This window comes from Sphingomonas mali NBRC 15500 (assembly GCF_001598415.1).
GTDB lineage: Bacteria > Pseudomonadota > Alphaproteobacteria > Sphingomonadales > Sphingomonadaceae > Sphingomonas > Sphingomonas mali.
Genome location: NZ_BCYX01000005.1, coordinates 43,750 through 65,059, shown reverse-complemented (window position 1 = coordinate 65,059; position 21,310 = coordinate 43,750). Strand labels below are relative to the sequence as shown.

Below are 21,310 nucleotides of genomic sequence, written 5' to 3'. Positions count from 1 at the left end.
TACGTACCGAAACATCGCCTCTCCAGCGTCCCCACTGTGAACGGGGGCGGCCGGATCACGATCTACATCGCCGAACTCGGACGATAGGCAGGAAGCGAGTGCCGCCTGGCGGCGAGCACCACCGCGACCAGCCCGATCGCCGACGTCGCCGCTCCGGCCAATGCGACGGCAGGGTAGCCCCATCCTGCCGCGATCACGCCGCCGCCCAACGCAGCGCCGAACGCATTGCCCAGATTGAACGCACCGATATTGACCGACGAAGCGAGATTGGGAGCATCCGCGGCCGCCGCCATCACGCGCACTTGCAGCGGCGGCACCAGCGCGAAGCTCGCCACGCCCCAGGCAAAGACCAGGATGGCGGTCGGGGCGGCATGGGACATCGTCAGGGCAAACGCGATCAGGATGGCCGACAGCGACGCCAGGGTGACAATCAACGTACGATCGACGTGCCGGTCCGCGAATTTACCGCCGGCCCAATTGCCGACCGTGAGACCCAAGCCGTAGGTAACCAGCATCGCGGTGACGAAGCCGAGCGAGGCATGGGTCGCCTCGCGCAGGATCGGCGCGATATAGGTGAAGACGGTGAACATCGCGCTCGATCCGATCACCGTGAGCGCGAGCGCTCCCAGCACCTTGCCGCGCATGAGCACGCGCAATTCGGCGACCGCGTCGCCGCCTTCCGGCGCCGGGAGTGCGGGAAGCGTCAGCCGCAGCGCGACGATCGTGGCCACGCCCAACGCGGCAATGCCCCAGAACGATGCCCGCCAGCCGAGATGCTCACCGGCCCAGGTCGCGAGCGGCACGCCGACGACATTGGCGATGGTCAGCCCCATGAACATCGCGGCCACCGCGCTCGCCCTCCGCTGCGGCGGCACCAGCCCGGCCGCGACGATCGACCCGACGCCGAAAAAGGCGCCATGGTTGAACGAGGTCAGGATGCGCGCGGCCAGCAACAGCGCATAACTATGCGAGATCGCCGCCAGCAGATTTCCGAGTGTGAAGATGCCGGCGAGTCCGATCAGCAGAGTCCGACGCGGCACGCGGCCGGTAGTCAGCGTCATCAGTGGAGCGCCGATCATCACGCCCAGCGCATAGCCGCTGATGAGCAGGCCGGCGGCCGGAATGGAGACGCCGAGATCTTTCGCGATCACCGGAAGGAGTCCCATCGGGGCGAACTCGGTCACACCGATGCCGAAGGCACCGACGGACAAGGCCAGGAGGCCGAGATTGAACTTCATCACCGCCTCCCCTCAAACCATCGCAGGATTGAGGCGGGCGAAACCCTCCTGCTGCCGGTAAGGCGTATGCGGATAAGGCGGCAGCACGTCGCTTGCCGCGTCGAGCGCCGCGACCTGTTCGGACGTGAGGGACCAGCCCAACGCGCCAAGATTATCGCGCAATTGATCCTCGTTGCGCGCGCCGATGATCACCGACGAGACGGTGGGGCGCCGCAGCAGCCAATTGATCGCGACCTGGGGCACGGTCTTGCCCGTGTCGGCCGCCACCACCTCGAGCGCATCGATGACCCGGTAAAGCTGTTCGGTTTCGACGGGCGGCGCGAACTGTTCGGTTTCGTGCAACCGGCTTCCCGCCGGGATCGGACGATCGCGCCCGATCTTTCCCGTCAGGCGCCCCCATCCGAGCGGGCTCCAGACCAGCGCGCCAAGGCCCTGGTCAGCGGCTAATGGCATGAGCTCGGATTCATAGGCGCGGCCGATCAACGAATAATAGACCTGATGCGCGACGAGGCGAGGCCAACCATGGCGATCTGCAATCGCTTGCGCCTTCATGATCTGCCAGCCGGGATAGTTGGAAACGCCGGCATAACGGACTTTGCCCGCGGCGATCAGCCGGTCGAGCGTGCCCATGACTTCCTCGGCGGGTGTCGAGGCGTCGAGGGCATGGAGCTGGAGCAGATCGATATAATCGGTGCCCAGCCGACGCAGCGCGTCCTCGACCGCACGGATCAGCCGGGCCCGGGATGCACCCCAATCCTGCGGTCCATCTCCCATCGGTAGGCCGGTTTTGGCCGAGATCAGCACAGTATCGCGGCGGTCGCGGATTGCCGCGCCCAGAATCTCCTCGGAGGCGCCGCTGGAATAGACGTCCGCCGTATCGAACAGCGTGACGCCGGCGTCCAGGCACAGGTCCACCAGTCGACGCGCCTCGGCGACGTCGCTCGTTCCCCAAGCGCTGAACAGCGGCCCCTGACCGCCGAATGTCCCGGTGCCGAAGCTCAGCGCCGGTACGCGCAACCCCGATGATCCCAATTGCCGATATTCCATCACCTGCTCATCCCTTGTTCGTTCGGCGCATAGATGGACGTCGAGCCGTCGACCGTGTACCCTCGGTTGACGCGAAAGATTATTGCAGTGGACGCAAAGATGGCGAGCGGAACCGATCGGGCGCGGGAAATGGCGCTGTTCGTGGCGGTGGTCGACCATGGCAGTTTTTCGGCGGCGGGCCGCATTCTCGACCTTAGTCCCTCGGCGGTCGCGCGCGCGATCGACCGGATCGAGGCGCGGCTCGGCGTGCGCCTGCTCCTGCGCTCGACCCGCACGCTCGCGCTGACCGCGGAAGGCCAGTCCTATCTCCAGGCGGCGCGGCGCATCCTTGCCGATCTCGACGATGCCGAGCAGCAGATCGCCGACCAGGGCGCACCGCGCGGCCGGCTAAGCGTCAGCGCCGCGCTCGCTCACGGGCGGCTTTGCGTGGTGCCGCTATTGGGCAAGTTCGCCGCATCCTACCCGCATATCCTGGTCGACATCGCGCTTACCGATACGCTGGTCGATGTTGCCGCGGGCCAAGCGGACGTCGCGATACGGTTCGGTCCGCTGCCCGACAGCACGCTCACGGCGCGCAAGCTCGGCGAGACGCGCCGGGTCATCGTGGCGTCTCCCGACTATCTCGCGAAACACGGCGCGCCGCGCGAGCCCGAAGACCTGCACAAGCACAATTGCCTCAACTTCAACTTCCGGCGCGCCGAGCCGATTTGGCCGTTCCGCCGCGACGGGGATGATTTCTCGTTGTGCGTCAAAGGCAATATCGAAGCGAATAATGGCGAGACGCTGGGCCAACTCGCCGCGATCGGCATCGGCATCGCCCGGGTAGGCGCGTTCAGCGTCGCGCAGGAGATCGCTAGCGGCCAGCTGGTCCCGATCCTGGAGGAGTTCAATCCCGGCGATGTCGAGCAGATCCACGCCGTGTTCGTGGGCGGTGTCGGCACCCCGGCACGGATCCGCGTCTTTGTCGACTTTCTGGCCGAAAATTTGCGTTGAATGGCGGCGTTCGCGCAAAAGCTGGGGCTGAAGAAGCTTTTGCCGAACATATCGATGATCAGCCGATCCATGCCGGAACCATGGAGCGGATTTCAGGCTTATAGCAGGATCCAGAGGGAGCAGATCATGATCGTTCGACGCGAGATCCGCGGAATACCCGCGTCCGACGAATTCCAGCCACGTTCCAAAGGCCCCGGAAAGGCGTGACGGCGTGACATCGACCAGGAAAGCGCCTTGGTGGGAAAGCGGCGTCATCTATCAGATCTATCCGCGCTCGTTCCAGGACAGCAACGGCGACGGTGTCGGCGATCTGCGCGGGATCGAGCAGCGGCTCGATTATATCGCCGCGCTGGGCGTCGACGCGATCTGGCTGTCGCCAATCTTCCCGTCGCCGATGATCGATTTCGGTTATGACGTCGCCGATTATTGCGGCGTCGACCCATTGTTCGGAACGCTCGACGATTTCGACCGGCTGCTGAAGGCGGTGCACGCGCGCGGCCTCCGGCTATTGCTCGATTTCGTCCCCAATCACAGTTCCGACCAGCATCCCTGGTTCCTCGAAAGCCGGCGGTCGCGCGACGATCCCAAGCGCGACTGGTATATCTGGCGCGATCCGGCGCCCGGCGGCGGGCCGCCGAACAACTGGATCAGCGACATGGGCGGCTCGGCCTGGCAATGGGACGCGGCGACCGGGCAATATTATCTGCACGCTTTCCTGAAGGAGCAACCCGACCTCAATTGGCGCAACCCGGCGGTGCGCGAGGCGATGACCGACGTGCTGCGCTTCTGGTTCGAACGCGGCGTCGACGGATTCCGGATCGACGTGCTGTGGCACATGGTCAAGGCGGAAGGCCTTCCCGACAATCCGCTCAACCCGCATTACCGCGCCGAACTGGGCGAAAAGCTCAAGCTGCTGCAGATCCATTCGACCAACCAGCCCGAGGTCCATGACATCGCTGCGGCGTTCCGCGCGCTGGCGGACAGCTATGGCGATCGCTTGCTGGTCGGCGAGATCTGCCTGCCGGTCGAGACGCTGATGCTTTATTACGGCCGGGGTGCACCGGGCGTGCACCTCCCGTTCAACTTCCAACTGCTCGACGCCCCCTGGCATGCCCAGTCGCTCGCCGCGATGATCAGCGCCTATGAAGCCGCCTTGCCCGAGGGAGCATGGCCGAACTGGGTGATCGGCAGCCATGACGCCCCGCGCATCGCGGCGCGACTGGGCGAGGAGCAGGCGCGCGTCGCGGCGATGCTGTTGCTGACGTTGCGCGGGACGCCGACCTTGTACCAGGGCGATGAGCTCGGGATCGGCAAAGTGACAATCCCCCCGGATCGCATCCGCGATCCTCAGGACCTTCGTCAGCCCGGCATGGGCCTTGGCCGTGATCGATCGCGCACGCCGATGCCATGGGACGGCTCGGCCAATGCGGGGTTCAGCACCGCCGAGCCGTGGCTGCCGCTCAACGACGACTGGCCGCTCCGCAACGTCCAGGCCCAGCAGCAGGACAGCGGATCGATGCTGTCGCTTTATCGTCAGTTGCTGCGCTGCCGGCGAGAGTCGTCGGCACTGGCACTTGGCGCGTTCGAGCTGGTCGCGGCGGACGGCGATTTGCTGGTCTATGATCGGTTCGACGATCGCGAGCGCGTACGGGTGGCGCTCAACCTCGCCGCCAACCCGATCAACTTGCCGTTCGACGTCGGCCCCGCTGCGCAATTGCTTGTCGGCACGCACCCACGCGAGAATTTGGGCGGCATGCTGCGCCCGAACGAAGCCATGGTCTTTCGCCTGAGCGGTCCGGGCACGCCATGAAGATCGCGATGCTGGCACCGATCGCCTGGCGCACGCCGCCGCGCCATTATGGACCATGGGAGCTGGTGACCAGCCTGTTGACCGAGGCGCTGGTCGCGCGGGGGATCGACGTCACCCTGTTCGCGACGCTGGACAGTATCACGTCGGCCAAGCTCGACGGCGTCGTGCCCGCACCTTATTCCGAGGACCCGACGATCGATGCCAAGGTCTGGGAATATCGCCACCTTTCCTATCTGTTCGCGCAAGCCGATCGCTTCGACCTGATCCACAATCAGGCGGATTTCCCGGCGCATGCTTTCGCGCCGCTGGTGCGCACGCCGATGGTGACGACGATCCACGGCTTTTCGTCCGAACGCATCCTGCCGATGTATCAGCCGTTCCAGGACCGCGTTCACTATGTCGCGATCAGCGAGGCGGACCGGCATCCCTCGCTGCGCTACGCGGCGACCATCCATCACGGCATCGCGCTGGACGAATTTCCGTTCGATCCGGAAGGCGGCGGCGGGCTGGTGTTTTTCGGCCGCATCCATCCCGACAAGGGCGCCAAGGAAGCGATCGCCGCAGCCCGCCGCAGCGGCCATCGGCTCGATATCTATGGCATCGTCCAGGACCAAGGCTATTTCGATTCATCGGTCGCGCCGGAGCTAGACAACGACATCCGATATCATGGCCCGGTCGGCGGTGCCGATCGGGCACGCGCGCTGGGCAATGCGCGGGCGCTGCTCCACCTGATCAATTTCAACGAGCCGTTCGGCCTGTCGGTGGTCGAGGCGATGGTCTGCGGCACGCCGGTCATCGCCACGCGGCGCGGCTCGATGAGCGAGCTGATCGAGCATGGCACGACCGGCTTCCTGGTCGACGATGCCGAGGAGGCGGTCCGCGCGATCGCGCGGATCGGCGAACTGGATCGCGCGGTGGTGCGGCAGCGCGCCGTCGAGCGCTTTTCGGCCGACCGGATGGCCGACGACTATATCGCGCTATACGAGGCGGTGCTGCGAGGAGCTACGTGACGGGCGGCCACGCAATCCGCACAGCGGCGCGTACCTTCTCAAACGGGCTGAATGCCGCGATCTCGACGGCGCGCTTGTCAGCCCCCGACAAGCCTGATAAGCGCCCCGCCTTGCCGTGCCGGAAGGCGCGCGCGGGCCGCCTTAGCTCAGCTGGTAGAGCATCGCATTCGTAATGCGGGGGTCACAGGTTCGAGTCCTGTAGGCGGCACCAGTACATATGGGGAACACCCCTAGAAAACCGCAGAAATCTGCGGTAAACTGCCTATCGGCGGTCCCACGAAATCTCATTATGTTCCGCCGTGGCCCACTAAAAAGGGGCCACGAATCGTGGGGCCACGAGCAGTCCAGGAGGCGTGGCCCCATGCTTACCGTTGTGCAGATTCGGGCGCTTAAACCGAGGTCGCGTCCTTATAAGGCTTTTGATTCCGATGGCCTCTTTCTGCTGGTTCAGCCGTCAGGCTCATTGCTCTGGCGCTTTCGCTACAGAAAGTTCGGCATCGAGCGGAAAATGTCCCTCGGCAGTTTTCCGGACGTCACCTTGCAGCAGGCGCGCAAGGAGCGCGACAAGGCGCTGGCCCAGCTGGTCGACGATATAGATCCAGTGGAAGAGAAGCGGGAGCGCCGCTTGAAGGCCGAACTCGCCGCCCAGACCACGTTCAAGCTCGTGGCCGACGAGTTCATTCAGAAAATGGAGAAGGAGGGAAAGTCTCCCGCCACGATCAAGAAGGCGCGGTGGTTTCTCGAGCTGCTGAAGGATATTGGGAAGCGCCCTATCGCCTCGATCACGCCACACGAGTTGCTCGACGCCTTGAAGCGGATCGAGCGCCGCGGTCACCACGAGACCGCTAACAGATTGCGATCCTTTGCCGGTCGCGTGTTTCGCTACGGCTTTGCAACGCTGCGGACCGAGCAAAATCCGGCGGATATCCTGCGCGGCGCGCTCATCGTGCCCAAGGTCAAGCATCACGCCGCGGTCATCGAGCCAGCGAAGGTGGGCGCGCTCCTGCGAGCGATCGATGATTACGAAGGCCGGCTCGAGACGGTCTTTGCGTTGAAGCTGGCGCCGCACGTGTTCTTGCGGCCGGGCGAGCTGCGCCAAGCGAAGTGGAGCGAGATCGATTTCGCGGACAAGGTCTGGCGTATTCCCGCCGAGCGCATGAAGATGAAGCAACCGCATACGGTGCCGCTTTCGCGGCAATCGCTATTTTTCCTGCGCGAGCTGCGTGCGGCTGCTCGTCCTGGTGAGTTCGTGTTTCCGGCGCTTCACACGACGAAGCGGTCCATCTGCGAGAACACCCTGAATATTGCGCTCCGACGGTTGGGCTATGGACCGGACGAGATGACCAGCCACGGTTTTCGGGCGATGGCCAGCACACTGCTCAACGAGTCAGGTTTGTGGCATCCCGACGCGATCGAACGAGCGCTTGCGCACGGTGACAAAGACAAGGTCAGGGCAGCTTACCACCGCGGTACCCATTGGGACGAACGAGTCCGCATGGCACAGTGGTGGTCTGATTATCTCGACCAGCTTCGAGCTGGCGGGAAAGTCATCAAGGGGAAGTTTCGCAAAAGAGCCTAAGCGGACGTCACTGCGCCGCACCGACGAACGGCTGGAACTGGGCCGTCAGTCGTCTGTCGGCTTCCGGTGAGCCTCACGCAAAAGCGGCCCTGCGAGCGAGCACTCCTGATCCAATGCTTGCGAGACGTTCGCACCGCCGTAAGCGGTGTGCTCAGGTCACCGTTGTCCATGCACTTGGCCGGGCCCATATTGGCTTGATCGACCGGAAGTGCCTTCAGCTAACAACGCACCGTCCGCGACGTCAGGTGGTTCGGCCGTATTTGTCGACGCGTCGTTGAAACTCCGCTTCCAACCCGGGATGCGCATCGAATGCGGGCCGCATCACCTTCAGGCCTACCTCAGCAAGCGCCGAAGCAATACCGTATCGAAGCTCCTCGTTCTCGGGAAGGAACTCGCGAGCCAGATCATGCAGGCGCGAAAGTTCTCTGGATGCCGCACTTCCCCCGGTGGCCAGGATGCGTGCCAAGTCTTCGTCCATCGCTACCTTCTCCTGCCATTGCGCGGGTTTTCTAGGCCTATTTGTCCAGCCGGGGAAACGCGGCGTTGCTACGCTGGCCGTAACCGTGTGCTCAGATCGCTGTCCACGGCATGAGGCTGCCGACGTCGTTCGCGGGGTTGAGGTCCGCTTTTTGGATTAGGGCAAACGTCATCGAATGTCTGATCATAGGGCGCTTTGCTGCCTTCGCCGAGCGCCGTCTGAGCGATGGCGGCTGACGACCCATAGTTGGCCCTTCCGCGCCGCTCGCCCTCTCCCTGTCAGCTGCCCATTCTGCAGCTTAGCTTCTACGTCGGTAACCTGACGCATTGGCATATAGACGCATTTCCTCCAGCAAGGCGCGACAGGCGGCATCTTCCGTCGGGAAGGTAGATAATCCGGTTTCCAGCCCACGCTCAGCGTAGAATGTTTCCCAGACGCCGTGCATCTCGCGTATCACGAAGCACTCGGACGGCACGGATGTTCTCGAGCAAAGCATGTCCAAGGGCATACTCTCTGATTTCATGCACTCGATGAGATCGCTCCGCGTCATGAGCTTGGGCTAACACCGCGGCCGTCGGCTTTCCAGGCTGCGTTGTTGATAGCGGACTTGCAGCTAGCCACAAAAATTCCGCGTTCCGCGCCGAAAACGGCCGCGAACCTTCTCGAAATCAGACTGGCGGTTTCGGGAACGGCAGCAGCGTGACGGCACCTGTCCAACATACGCTTCTCCCGATGTGAATCGCATTGCCCAATTTCAACCAGCCGTTCACCGTGCGAGACGGAGCGCAAAAAGGACGCTGAATGGGAAGCGAAATGGTCTTCACCTATCACAAGAAGCTCAGCCCGATAGTCGGCGTAGTGTTGGCGCTTGCCTGTGTAGAGACATTCGTTCTCCACATCATCGCCGTGGCCTACTGGGGTTGGAAAGTCGCGATCCTGATCGGCATAGCCGATCTGTCGCTGATCGTTATGCTGGTTCAGATGATACGATCGTTCAGGAGTTGCCCGATCACTGTTCGCGACGGGATCGTTACTATGAGGACCGGCCGGAAAATGTCCGTGCCCATCGCCCTTGGAAATATTGCAGCGTTCAGATCGAGCTGGAGCCAGGACGACATCAAAGCGCGCCACGTTCTGAACTTGGCTTTGGCGGTGTGGCCGACCACGGTTTTTGACCTCAAGGAGCCAATCAGCCGACGCGGAAAGAGCATAACGACCATCGCTCATTGCGTGGATGAACCTGAAAATTTTCAACGCGCGGTGCGGCAGCTAATTGACTCTCACACCCGAGAGCTGCCCGTCGCCTAACCACCCATTAGCAGCCATTTCCGGCTGCCTGAACGTACGGCAGCTTCCGGGATCCTGAAGTCGGCGGTCGAATGTCTGATTAGGGGCGCTAAGCGGACGATGTTGGGCGACCGGCACGCAACAGCGGCGACCAATTGCGAAAGAGACCAGCTCGCGGCGGTCTCTCCGGTGGCGAATGAGAAACGTCATCAAGACCTAATGAACGCGAGCAGGTCGGGGTTGAGGACATCCGCGTGCGTAGTCAGCATGCCATGGGGGTAGCCGGGATACGTCTTCAGCGACCCGTTCTTGAGCAGGTCGACCGCACGCGGGACGGAACTGGCGAAGGGAACGACCTGATCGGCCTCGCCATGCATCACCAGCACCGGTACGGTGATCTTCTGGAGGTCTTCGGTATAATCTTCGAGCCAGGAGGCGACGGTCGCGTGATGGGCGAGGGCGCCGCCGGCCATGCCCTGGCGCCACCAGTTCGCGATGACCGCCTCCGACGGTTCCGCGCCGTCCAGGTTGTAGCCGTAGAACGGATTTTCCGGCACGAAACGGAAGAACTCCGACCGGTTGCCCAGCACGCCTGCGCGAATCGTCTCGAACCATTCCGGTGGTTGACCGGACGGGTTGTCCTCGCTCCGGTACATATTGGGCGTGAGCGAGGCGACCAGCACCGCCTTCGCGACGCGTTCCTGGTGGCGAGCGACATAGCGAGCCACCTCGCCGCCGCCAGTCGAGTGCCCTATATGGATCGCGTCTCGCAGGTCGAGATGTTCAGTCAGTGCCGCGAGGTCGGCAACCCAATGGTCCATGTCATTGCCGGTGCTGGGCTGGTCGGACCGCCCATGGCCGCGTCGATCGTGGGCGATGACCCGATAACCGTGCTGCAGGAAAAACATCATCTGGGCGTCCCAGTCGTCCGCCGATAGCGGCCAGCCATGGCTGAAAACGATAGGCTGACCCGATCCCCAATCCTTGTAGAAGATGTTTACGGCGTCTTTGGTGATGATCGTAGGCATTCCGCTCTCCCTGTTGAGGCAGGCGCGAAATAACTGCTCGTTCCGACGCCGACAAAGACCTTGTCTGGCCAAGCTATGCCTGAGCGGTATAGCACGTGGTTCATGGATCTTCGCCATCTTCGCTATTTCATCGCGGTCGCCGAGCGCGGGAGCGTGCTCGCGGCCGCGCAACAGCAGCTCAACACCTCACAGCCGTCGCTGAGCCGTCAAATCCGCGATCTTGAGGCCGAGATCGGTGTGAAATTGCTGGACCGGCAAGCAAGGGGCGTCTCGCTCACAGAAGCTGGGAAAGTCTTTCTGGATCACGCAAGACTGGCGCTTGCGCAGGTCGAAGCTGCGGTCGAAGGTGCCCAGCGCGCGGGCCGACCAGAGCGGCCCGTGTTCGCTATCGGATTTCTCGCCGGCCATGAGGCCTGGCTGCCAAGTGTGATGCGCATTCTCCGGGAAGAGGCCCCCGGCGTTGAATTCAAACTTTCAAGCCAGTCCTCGCCTGAACTCGCCCTCGCATTGGTACGAGGCAGTCTGGATGCCGCACTCATGCGGCGAGAGGAGAACGTCGCCAACCTATGCTTCAAAAGCCTATTCGCGGAACCATTGATCGTGATGTTGCCCGCTAACCACCATTTGACCTCACGCGAGAGAATAACACCCCAGGAGCTTGCCGAAGAAATTTACGTTGGTTCTGCGACCGCCTCTCCAGCAGTAGATGCAATCGTCAAAAAATATGCTGTGAAGGCCGGCATAAACCTCAACCCCAGATTCGATGCCGGAAGCCTTTCCGCGACGATATCCGTGGTTGTGTCATGTGGCGGAGTTACGCTCATCCCGGCCTACGCTGAGGATCTTTTGACCCCAAACGTAGTCGCGCGGCCGCTGGCGGGCACACCCCCGACAATCAAGCTTGCGTTGGGTTACAGCCCGGCGAACAGCTCGCGTCTGCTGCAGAAGCTGCTGACTCGGACGAATCACATACTGAAAGCGAATTAGCTCACGACCCGCCGGAAACACCCGCGATCGACGTCCAAGCACGTGCAAATCGACAGCTGGAATTTCTCTAACTCGGTAATTCTGATGTCAGCTGAACACACGGCGGCTTTCAGACTCAGTAGGCCCTGTCCGGAATGGCCGAAATTAGGGCGCGTTGCGGACGATCAATTCGACGTCGGAGCGAAGGTCAGCTCTCGACCCACTTGCTGTCATTAAAATCGTGCGCAACAACCGCGATATGAGCGAACTCCAGATCGCCGAAATACCGTATGAGGACGGCGGTATCCGCTATCGCTATTCCCGCAAGATGTCGCTCGATGGAGAACGATGGATCAGAGACGGGCTTTTCCGGGCATACCACCCAGACGGCTCCCTCGCGTCAGAAGGCAACTACAGCGAGGGCCGCGAAGACGGTCCTTGGCGTGACTATCATGAAAACGGCCAACTCGCGGCTGAGGGGAATTACAGTCAAGGTGTCGAAGTAGGGACGTGGCGGTTCTGGAACAGCGACGGGGTCGAAACCGACGGAAAATAGCTGCCTGTCTCGTATCCACCCACTGGCAGATGTTAACGCCTAGCGAAACGAACGGCGGCTTTGGGGATCGTGGCGAGTTGGCCTCAATGGCGGCTATTAGGGCGCGAAGCTGCCGCTTCGGCACCGTCGATCGAACAGTCGAAGCGGGATGTGAGTACTTTCCTGCAGGGTTTGTTCGAATTACCGGTGGTCCGCTCCTTTTCGTTCTCCCCCGATAAAATGGTCCGAGGACAAGAAGGTGTTGTCTGGGCGAGCCGCCGAGCAATGGATTCGTCGCGACCATGTCAGAACCTGAACGTCAGGCTCGCTCTCGCGGTCTGATCCGAGAGGCGGTTTCCGAACTGCCCCCCATAAGAGATACCGATACTGGTACGACCGGAAATCGCGATATCGAGACCGGCATCGATCAGGGCGGCATCGCTGATTAGCGGCAGGCCTGCGACTGAGAAGGCATTGCCACCCGCCCGATAGCGTATTGCCGTGAGCGGCGTGACATCGCCGAATGCGTGGCGCCAGCCCACGCCGACCCGCAAGGTCGTAGGGGCGCCGCCAAGGTCGAAACCGGTAGCGGTCCGCAGGCCGAACGTCGAGAACGTCACATCGCTCGCCGCCCTGGCACCGGCGAGCCTGGCATCGCCGCCCGTCTCGCTGAACCCGTTGGTGCGAGCACGCGCATAGGCGACATTGGCATAAGGTTCGAATTTGGTGCGGCCGACATCGAAGCCATAGCCGAGCTCGCCGAACGCCTGGAAAGTGCCGCCATTATAGCCGGCCCGTGCCGTATCGACGAAGCCAGGGAAGGCGATGACGCGAGTCGTGTGGATGTCCTGCCAGCTATAGGCAATACCGGCGCGGATCGAGGCGGCGCCCCATTGGCCACCGGCATAGGCGCCGAGGTGGTAGCTGTCGATCTTGCCCGATCCGCGCGCGTCGACGCTGGCCTGGGAATAGCCCCACACCGCGCCGAGCCGGATGTTCTTGCCCGCGGCGACGTCGACGCCCATCAGCAGGCCGCCGGCCGAGCGGTCGAGCCGTGCGGCATTGCCGTCGCTGCCAGTATGGCCCCAGGAGCCGATTGCCTGCCCCCAGACGCCACCGCGCCCGTCGTCGCCCGCACTTCCCCGCAACCGGTCCCAGACCGCATTGCGCACGAAACGGCTGTCCTCCAGCATCACGGTGCGCATCGAGGGGTGGATGTCGCCTGAAAGCTGATCGAAGGCATCGCGCGCCTGATCAGCCGAGAGATTCACCACCGCATCGAACACCTGATTATCCCAGCCCAGATTCTCGGTCGGCGCGGCGATGGCGACCTGGTTCGGCGTCTGGCCGATCCCGGCAAAGCTGATGTCGTTGCGGCGCAGCCGCAGATAGACATTGCCCGCGTCGTATCGGAGCGACGGGTCGAGGAAGGCAAGATTGCTGGTCACATTGGTAATGGTACCGCTGACCCCGCCACCAGCCGACAGGATCGTGTAATCGGTCTGCGGCCGGTAATTGCCCGCTCCGGCAAGCACATCGACCGTCCCGCCGTTGAGAATGGCCTGCCCGGTCGCGTTGATACGCGAGGCTTGTCCCGCCGCAGTCACGGCGACCTGATAAATCGCGCCGCTGTTGAAGGTGATGCCGCCGGCCACGTCCATCGTGCCGATGCCGCCGCTCGTGCCTGGCGCAACCGTTGCGCCGCCCGCGACGTTCAGGCCACCGACCGACCCCGTGCCGGTAAAGAGCCCGCCCGCGATCGTGACGACGCCAGTGATCGCGCCGGTGTTGCTCGTCGTTCCGCCGCTCTGCGTCAGGCCGCCGTTGATCGTACCGCCGTTGTTGACGACCCCAGCCGTGTTGAAATTGCCGTTCCACGTCGCGCCGGCGCTATTGGTGATAGTGCCGGTATTGGACGCAACGTTGGCGTTGTAGACGCCGTTGTTGGTGACGGTCCCGGCATTATCGAGCGCGTCCGTGATCGTACCATTGTTGGTGACGACGCCGCCCGCCTTGTTGAGGATGCCGGCCGGGGCGATCAGCGAGCCGCCCGCCGCGACGCTGACCGCACCGCTATTGGTCAGCAGCCCCGCGATCGTGAAGCCGCCGGTTGCCGCCACCGTGAGCGTCGCGCCGTTGGCGTTGCTGAAAGCGCCGTTGCCCGTCACCGTGCCGCCGACCGCGAAGCTACCGCCCGCATTGTTGGCGATTGCGCCGTTCAGCGCACCGCCATTGGCATTGACCGTGCCGGTGTTGACCAGGCCGTTCGAAACGCTGCCGCCCGTCTGGGTAAAGGTCGCGCCGGCATTATTGGTCACGCCGCCCGCGACGGCGCCGGCATTCTGGAAAGTGGCGCTGTTGGTCACATCGGAGGTGATGCCGCCGGTCGCCGCGATCGCCAGTATACCGCCGGAGATCGTCGTGCCGCCGGTATAGGTGTTCGCGGCGGTCAAGGTGGTCGCACCCGCGCCGATCTGCTCGAGCGAGCCGGATCCGGAGATTGCGCCGGTGAAGGTGAGCGCATTCGACCGGTCGAACACTAGACGGCCGTTATTGGCAACATCGCCCAGGATCGAGCCGGTCGTGCCGCCATTGCCGAGCTGGAGTGTACCGGCCGCGATCGTCGTGCCGCGGGCGTAGCTATTGGTGCCGGTGAGGACCAAGGTGCCGAGATCGGTCTTGTCGAGGCCGCCGCTGCCAGTAAGCGCGGACGCGATCGTCGCGGTCACGTTACCGCCCGAGGCGATGCCATTGCCTACGCGGATAACGGTACTCGCTCCGGTCAAGGCTAGGCCGTCACCCTTCACCATGAAGCCATCGTCCGCGAACTGAAGACCGGTCCCGATGTCGAGCGCACCCGCCCCGGCCGCGTCCACCGTCACCGTACCCGGCGTGCCGACGAAGATCAGCATGGTTGCGGGACTATAGGCGCCATTGGCGGTGGCATTGTTGTTGGCCCAGTTGGTGCCAGCGGCGCTCCATATCCCGGAGCCGCCGTCGACCGTTCCATTCGCAATGGTATTGGCGCCGTCCCAGAAGATGTACGGTCCCGACGAGGCAATCAGGTTGATCTGATGGGCCACCGACGTCTGCACCGTCAGGTCACCCACGGCATAGCCCGCGGGCGTGGCGCCGATGGCGAGTCCGGAACCGCTCAGCGCGCCGCCATAATCGAACAGCCGGTAGAGGCCGTCTCCAAAGCCGCCTGTAGAGCCGACGTTCAACGTGCCGTTCAACGTCAGGTCGCCCGTGACGTTGAACAATCCGCTCGTCGACGGCGCGCCGAGCGAAACATTGACGGACGAGCCGCCGCTTAGCGCCAGCGATCCCATCGACAAGGTCTGGCCGGCCCGCCCCAAGAGGATGCCGCCATCCGCCACTGAAACATCGCCGGCGATTGTGCCGGCCCCGCCCAAGGTGGCACTAGACCCGACCGCTACCTTGGTATTGCCCAAAGCCCCATCGACGAGAAGCGTTCCGCCGGTCACGTTCGTATCGCCGGTATAGGCGTTGCTGCCACTCAACGTAAGCGAGCCGGCGCCCGATTTGGTCAGCCCGACGACCGTTGGCACGATGATCGGCGGGAGGCCGGCGCTGCCGGGACTGGCTACATAGACGCCGTTGCGAATGGCGCCGCTGAAGATGGTGTCGGTAGCCTGATCGACGGTGAGAAGGCTGGGTGTCCCCGTCGTGACCGTGCTGGTGATATCGCCCGCGCCGGACAGCGAACCGACCGTCTGAGATGTACTGCCAAGATCGAGCGCCGCGCCGGCCGCGATGGTGAGGGCTCCCGTAGGCGCACCCAGCGTCCCCGTCCCAGCAAGCTGCAACGTACCTGTGTCGATGATCGTGCCACCGGCATAGCTGTTGTTGCCTGTCAGGGTCAGCGTCCCGGCGCCCAGTTTGGTCAACGCGCCGACGCCGCCTAGCGGAGAGGCGATCTCCATGTGATAGCCGTTGCTGTCGATGAAGGCGCCGCCCGCCTTGATCGTCACCGAGCCGGGAACGCCGCCGCTCAGCAAGGTGTCGGCATCGGTGGCGCGCAAGATTCCGCCGTCGAAATTGACCGTCACCTCACCGCGGTTCCCCCCCGCGAAGCCGGTTTCCAGCACGCCGCGCGCCCCGGCCGTGCCGTTCAGATTCAACGTGCCGCTGCCGGAGCTCGCGTGCGCCATATCCACCGTGTCGATGCTGACCCTGCCGCCATCCGCGACGGTAAGCGTGCCCGCGCCGGCGTAACCCAGGTACAGATAATCCGTACTCCACACAGACCCGCTGCCGGTGACGAGAACCGTGCCATTGCTGCCGGCCGCGTTACCCAAATTGCTGGTTTCGTTCGCGACCGTACCGCCATTGGCGATCGCCAGCGTGCCGCCATCGACGGTGGTGAAGGAGAACGCGCTGTGGCCGGACAGGGTCAGCGTGCCCGCACCATCCTTGATCAGCCACACGGCGCCGTCCCCAGCGCCCGTCATGTATCCGTCTGTGATCGCACCGCTGAAGCTGGTGTTGGTCGCCTGATTGACCGTGAGCGGGCTTTGCCGGCCGCCATATACCGAACTGGTGATGCTGCCGGCGCCGGACAGCGCGCCGACCGTCTGGCTGGTACCGGTAAGATCAAATGTGGCGCCGCCGGCGATCGCAAGCGCTCCAGTTGGTGCGCCAAGCGTGCCACCCAGGTCGACGTCGAACTTCAGCGTGCCCGCCGAGATCGTCGTGTCGCCGGTGTACGTGTTGAACCCGGAAAGAACGAGCGTCCCGAGGTCGGTCTTGTCGAGACCCCCGCTACCGGTGATCACGGAGGAGACAGTCGCCGTCATGCCGGCACCGGCAGCGGTGCCGTCCCCGACGCGGATCGGCGTGGCCGCCGCCGTGAGGTTCAGCGCGTCGCCCGCTACCTTGTAGCCATCGACGAAGAACTGCATCCCGCCGTTCACGTCGAGCGCGCCGCCGCCTGCGCTCACCGTCACCGTGCCGGGCGTGCCCTGGAAGATCAGCATGGCGGCCGGATCGTAGACGCCGCTCGCGCTGCCGGCCGCGTTTGTCCAGTTGGTTCCGGTGGCGCTCCACGTGCCTGCGCCGCCATCGACCATGTTGTTGGGCGTGGTCTGTGCGCCGTTCCAGAAGGCAAAGGCGCCGGGGTTGGCCGACGTGCCCGCCAGCAGGTTAACCTGGTGGGCGGCGGTCTGAACCTCAAGGTTCCACGCGGGATTCGCCGCCGGGTCGACCGTCAGACTGCCGCCGCCAGTCAGGTTCCCGTCAAAGCTGATCACCCGATAGAGGCCCGCGCCGAAGCCGGTGTCGGGGGAAACATCCAGCGTTGAGGTTCCGACAAGCACGAGATCACCGTGGACCTTGAACAACTCAGTCGTGGACGGTGGCCCGAGAGCCGCGACAACTACCGACCCATCATTCAGAGTCAGGCTGTTCATGGTCAAGGTCTGGCCCGACTTCCCGGCCAGTAGGCCGTTGTGGTTCAGCGTCACCGCGTTGAAGATCGTACCGGCACCGGACAATGCGCCGCCGCTATTGACCGTAACGGCGCTGGCGATCGAACCATCGACCTGAATTTCGCCGCCGCCGAAAATTGTGGTCGGCCCAGTATAGCTATTCACCCCCGACAGCGTGAGAATGCCCCCGCCGCGCATGGACAATCCGACCTGGACCGTGCCGCCCGCAATGGAATCGAAACCGTCGCCGATGATGCCGGAGAACGTGGTGTTGGTGGCCTGATCGACCGTCAATAGGCTCAGATTGCCCAGGACAGTGCTGGTGATGTTGCCCGCGCCCGACAGCGCACCGACCGTCTGCGACGTGCCTCCGAGATCGAGCATGGCCCCGCCGGTTATGCTCAGCGCCCCGGTTGTGGCGCCCAATGTTCCGGTGCCGGTGACTTGCAGCGTACCGGATTCGATGATCGTGCCGCCGGCATAGGTGTTCGCGCCGGTCAGGGTCAGCGAGCCTGCGCCTTGCTTGGTCAAAGCACCGACGCCGCCCAGCGGCGAGGAGATGCTGCCGCTCCCGCCATTGCTGTCGATGAACGCGCCGCCCGCCCCGATCGTCACGTCTCCGGCGGCGAAGCCGCTCAGTAGATCGGCGCTAAAACTCGCGGCGCGCAGGATGCCGCCATCGAAATTGACGGCACCGGTGCCCTGGCCTTTGCTGATGCTCTGCGTCGCCAGCACGCCGCGCGTGCCCACCGCGCCGTTAAGGTTGAGCGTGCCGGAACCGCCCTGGCCCAGCTTGAGGACGCCGTTGTTGGTCCACGAGCCTGCACTATCTATCGTGACCGTGCCGTTGGCGCCGGTGCCATTGCCGACAACGGCGGTGGCGCTGGAAACGCTGCCGCCATTGGTGATCTTCAGCGTGGCGTTACCGTAAGCGCCGACGTTGAGGTTGCTGCTATTGGTCCATGCCGATCCTGCGCCATCGACCGTGACCGTGCCACCGCTACCGGCACCGGTACCGGAATAGCCGATCTGGCCGAACGTATCGGAAACGCTGCCGCCGTTGATGATGCTCAGCGTACCGTTGCCGCTGCCCCAACCGACCTGGATGGCGCTTGTCGCGCCGTTATTGATCCACTTCGAGCCCACGCCGTCGACCGAGGCCGTACCCGTGGCGCCGAAGCCGACAATGCCGTCGCCGCCGGTCTGGAGAATGTTGCCGCCATTGATGATGTTCAGCGTGCCGCTGCTGTTCGCGCCGATCCCTACCGAGATGCCGCTGCTATTCGTCCACACCGATCCTGCGCCATCGACCGTGACCGTGCCCGTGGTGCCGGCATCCTTGGCGATCTCGCCGGCGGCGTTGGTAACACTGCCGCCGTTGCGGATCGCGACCGTACCGCCGTTGACGGTGATTTCGCCATTGAAGTGGCTGGCGCCGGTCAGCGCCAGCGTGCCGAGGTCGGTCTTGTCGATACCGCCGCTGCCGGTGAGCGCGGCGGAAATGGTCGCGGTCATGCCCGCGCCGCCGGCCGTGCCGTCGCCCACGCGGATCGGAACATCGGACTGAGTGAGGTTCAGGGCATCACCGGACAGCTGATAGCCGCCGACGAAGAACTGCATTCCGCCGCTCACGTCGAGCGCTCCACCGCCCGCGCTGACTGTCACCGTGCCGCTCGCGCCCTGGAAGATCAGCAGCGCGGCCGGATCATAGACGCCGTTCGCGCTGCCGCCCGCGTTGGTCCAATTGGTTCCGGCGGCGCTCCAGGTGCCTGTGCCGCCGTTGACCACGTTGTTTGGCGTGGTCTGCGCGCCGTTCCAGAAGCTGTACGAGCCAGGCGCGACCGTCCCGACCAATAGATTGACCTGATTGGCCGTCGTCTGAACGCTGAGATCGCCCGCGGCATAGCCGTTCGGCGTGGTGCCGATGGCAAGGCCGTTATCGGTGACGGCGCCCGCATCGAACAGCCGATAGAGGCCATTGCCGAAGCCGCCGGCATTGTTCACGTTGAGCGTGCCGTCGAGCGTCAGGTTGCCGGTGACGTCGAACAGCCCGGCGGTGGACGGCGCGCCCAGCGCGACATTAACCACCGATCCGCCGCTCAGCGCCAGCGATCCCATCGACAGGGTCTGGCCGGCGCGGCCCAGCAGAATGCCGCCATCCGCCACGGAAACGCCGCCGGCGATCGAGCCGGCACCGCCCAGGCTGGCGCCCGATGCAACCGCGACCTGCGTGGTGCCCAATTGTATGGGCCCCCACATTACATTGCCCAGCGCCCCATCGACGAGCAGCGTGCCGCCCGTCACATCGGTCGCGCCGGTATAGGCGCTGTTCCCGCCCAAGGTCAGCGTGCCGGTGCCTGCCTTGGTCAGCCCGGTCATGGTGGTGACGCCGTTGATCTCGTCGAAATAGTCGTTGATGGCGCCGCTGAAATTGGTGTCGGTCGCCTGATCGACGGTGAGCACACCGGGATTCAAGTCCGACCGGGTGATGGTGCCCGCGCCAGAGAGCGAGCCGACCGTCAGGGCCGTTGTGTCAAAAATGAGCGTGCCGCCGCTGCCGATGGAGAGCGATCCGCTCGGCGCGCCGAGCGAGCCGTTGCCCGTGAGCCGCAGCGTGCCCGACACGACTTGCGTGCCGCCGCTATAGTTATTGTTCCCGGTGAGGGTCAGCGTGCCAGCGCCACCCTTGCTCAGCCCTATCACGGCCCCGCCCACACCGTCGCGCAGCAGACCGGCAAAGGTAGTGTCGGCCGTCTGATTGACGATCGTGAGGATGTTCCCTCCCGAGACCGCCACGGAACTGGTGATCAACCCTGTTCCGGAAAGGCTGCCGATTCTGGGTGAGGCGCCGCCCATGTCGAGGGTGCCGTCGGCGCTGACGAAAAGCGCGCCCGTCTGACTGCCCAGCGAACCGCCGCCGCTGAGGCGCAGCGTGCCGCCCTCGATCCTGGTTCCACCGGAATAGCCCGTCGAACCGGATAATGTGAGCGTACCCGTGCCGCTCTTCACCAAGGTCAGCGGACCGCCGCCATCGGTGATCACGCCCGAGAAAAAGGAATCGCCAAGCAAGGAACTGTCGACGGTCAACGTGACGGCGGTCGCCTCGCCATTGGCGATCCAGCCGCCGGTCGAGGGGCTGAAGGAAACACTATTGATCCGGCCGACGGTGGCGTCGAACCCGTTAAGCATCAAGAAGCCGCCCACCCCGCCACCAACCGTGTTATTGAACGTCAGGGCGTTGGTGTTGTTCAAGGCATTGGCAGCCCGCACGTTGAGGGTGCCGGATTCGAAGAATGTCTGGGTTCCGCCGCCGATAGCGTTGGCGACGTTGAGGTTAAGGCTGCTGGACCCCCGGAAATATTGCGTTCCGCCGCCGATCGCGCCCAAGACATTCACATTCAGAACGCTGCTGTTGTCGAAATCCTGTTGTCCGCCGCTGATAGTGTTGGTCGCTCGCGCGATCAGGACGCTGTTTTGCTTGAAATTTTGCAGCCCGTCACGGACTGCATTGGCCGACGATGCATCCAACGTACTGGTTGCGTTGAAAATCTGGTGTCCGCCGGTGAGCGTATCGGCCGCCGCGGCGTTCAGCTTGCTGGAGTCGTTGAAGGTCTGCAAGTCGTAGCTGAACGGGCCGTTGGTCGAATCCGTCCCGTTGAAGGTAGCAGCCTGCGCATGAGCGGACGAGGGAGCGAAGGCGACCGCGAGGAGCGCGAGCGTCGAGGTTGTGAGCGACAATCTCCTCAGGGAAATAGTCTCCGAACGATTGCTCTTGCCGGAATTCCTTGCGGTCATCGTTCCTGTCCCCTTGCGACGGCCAACCGCGCGGGCGCGCAAGGCGGCGCGCACATGCGTCCACCCCACGCCATCGCCGGCGGGACCGTAATCG

The 21,310-nt window shown here is 63.9% G+C and carries 13 protein-coding genes and 1 tRNA gene; 9 read left to right on the top strand and 5 right to left on the bottom strand.

The window, feature by feature from the left end; all coding sequences use genetic code 11:
* Positions 1 to 62: 62 nt before the first annotated feature.
* Both SMA01S_RS06210 and SMA01S_RS06205 read right to left on the bottom strand, forming a co-directional pair.
* The gene (locus tag SMA01S_RS06210) at positions 63 to 1,238 is read right to left on the bottom strand and encodes an MFS transporter (RefSeq protein WP_066819429.1); all 1,176 of its coding nucleotides are present in this window, start codon (positions 1,236 to 1,238) and stop codon (positions 63 to 65) included.
* Positions 1,239 to 1,250: 12 nt separating this feature from the next.
* Positions 1,251 to 2,285: an aldo/keto reductase gene (locus SMA01S_RS06205; RefSeq protein WP_066819427.1), complete on the bottom strand. Its 1,035-nt coding sequence runs from the start codon at positions 2,283 to 2,285 to the stop codon at positions 1,251 to 1,253.
* An 87-nt stretch (positions 2,286 to 2,372) separates the two neighbouring features.
* Between SMA01S_RS06205 and SMA01S_RS06200 the strand changes: the two genes are divergently transcribed.
* The 6 genes from SMA01S_RS06200 (at position 2,373) to SMA01S_RS06175 (ending at position 7,677) form a co-directional block, all read left to right on the top strand.
* Entirely contained in the window at positions 2,373 to 3,278 is a 906-nt protein-coding gene (locus SMA01S_RS06200; protein ID WP_066819424.1) for a LysR family transcriptional regulator, read from the top strand.
* Positions 3,279 to 3,485, top strand: a complete 207-nt coding sequence (locus tag SMA01S_RS06195; RefSeq protein WP_066819422.1) for a hypothetical protein — start codon at positions 3,279 to 3,281, stop codon at positions 3,483 to 3,485.
* A 4-nt stretch (positions 3,486 to 3,489) separates the two neighbouring features.
* The gene (locus tag SMA01S_RS06190) at positions 3,490 to 5,088 is read left to right on the top strand and encodes an alpha-amylase family glycosyl hydrolase (RefSeq protein WP_066819420.1); all 1,599 of its coding nucleotides are present in this window, start codon (positions 3,490 to 3,492) and stop codon (positions 5,086 to 5,088) included.
* Positions 5,085 to 6,098, top strand: coding sequence for a glycosyltransferase family 4 protein (locus tag SMA01S_RS06185; protein ID WP_066819418.1), 1,014 nt, complete (start codon positions 5,085 to 5,087; stop codon positions 6,096 to 6,098). Before SMA01S_RS06190 ends, SMA01S_RS06185 begins: the two co-directional genes overlap by 4 nt.
* Before the next feature lie 135 nt (positions 6,099 to 6,233).
* A tRNA-Thr gene (locus tag SMA01S_RS06180) sits at positions 6,234 to 6,309 on the top strand.
* Positions 6,310 to 6,459: 150 nt separating this feature from the next.
* Positions 6,460 to 7,677, top strand: coding sequence for a tyrosine-type recombinase/integrase (locus SMA01S_RS06175; protein WP_066819415.1), 1,218 nt, complete (start codon positions 6,460 to 6,462; stop codon positions 7,675 to 7,677).
* A 241-nt stretch (positions 7,678 to 7,918) separates the two neighbouring features.
* Here SMA01S_RS06175 and SMA01S_RS06170 read toward each other — a convergent pair whose 3' ends face one another.
* Entirely contained in the window at positions 7,919 to 8,155 is a 237-nt protein-coding gene (locus SMA01S_RS06170) for a hypothetical protein (protein ID WP_066819412.1), read from the bottom strand.
* A gap of 801 nt (positions 8,156 to 8,956) precedes the next feature.
* Between SMA01S_RS06170 and SMA01S_RS06165 the strand changes: the two genes are divergently transcribed.
* A complete protein-coding gene (locus SMA01S_RS06165; RefSeq protein ID WP_066819409.1) occupies positions 8,957 to 9,463 on the top strand; it encodes a hypothetical protein in 507 nt (168 codons plus the stop codon).
* Between the two features lie 188 nt (positions 9,464 to 9,651).
* Here the strand turns inward: SMA01S_RS06165 and SMA01S_RS06160 are convergent, their stop codons facing one another.
* On the bottom strand, positions 9,652 to 10,470 hold the full coding sequence (locus SMA01S_RS06160) for an alpha/beta fold hydrolase (protein ID WP_066819406.1): 819 nt from the start codon (positions 10,468 to 10,470) through the stop codon (positions 9,652 to 9,654).
* A gap of 102 nt (positions 10,471 to 10,572) precedes the next feature.
* Between SMA01S_RS06160 and SMA01S_RS06155 the strand changes: the two genes are divergently transcribed.
* Both SMA01S_RS06155 and SMA01S_RS06150 read left to right on the top strand, forming a co-directional pair.
* On the top strand, positions 10,573 to 11,457 hold the full coding sequence (locus SMA01S_RS06155) for a LysR substrate-binding domain-containing protein (protein WP_066819622.1): 885 nt from the start codon (positions 10,573 to 10,575) through the stop codon (positions 11,455 to 11,457).
* A 238-nt stretch (positions 11,458 to 11,695) separates the two neighbouring features.
* Positions 11,696 to 11,992, top strand: a complete 297-nt coding sequence (locus tag SMA01S_RS06150; protein WP_066819621.1) for a toxin-antitoxin system YwqK family antitoxin — start codon at positions 11,696 to 11,698, stop codon at positions 11,990 to 11,992.
* Between the two features lie 284 nt (positions 11,993 to 12,276).
* Here the strand turns inward: SMA01S_RS06150 and SMA01S_RS06145 are convergent, their stop codons facing one another.
* Positions 12,277 to 21,159, bottom strand: a complete 8,883-nt coding sequence (locus tag SMA01S_RS06145; RefSeq protein WP_066819403.1) for an autotransporter-associated beta strand repeat-containing protein — start codon at positions 21,157 to 21,159, stop codon at positions 12,277 to 12,279.
* Between the last annotated feature and the right edge of the window lie 151 nt (positions 21,160 to 21,310).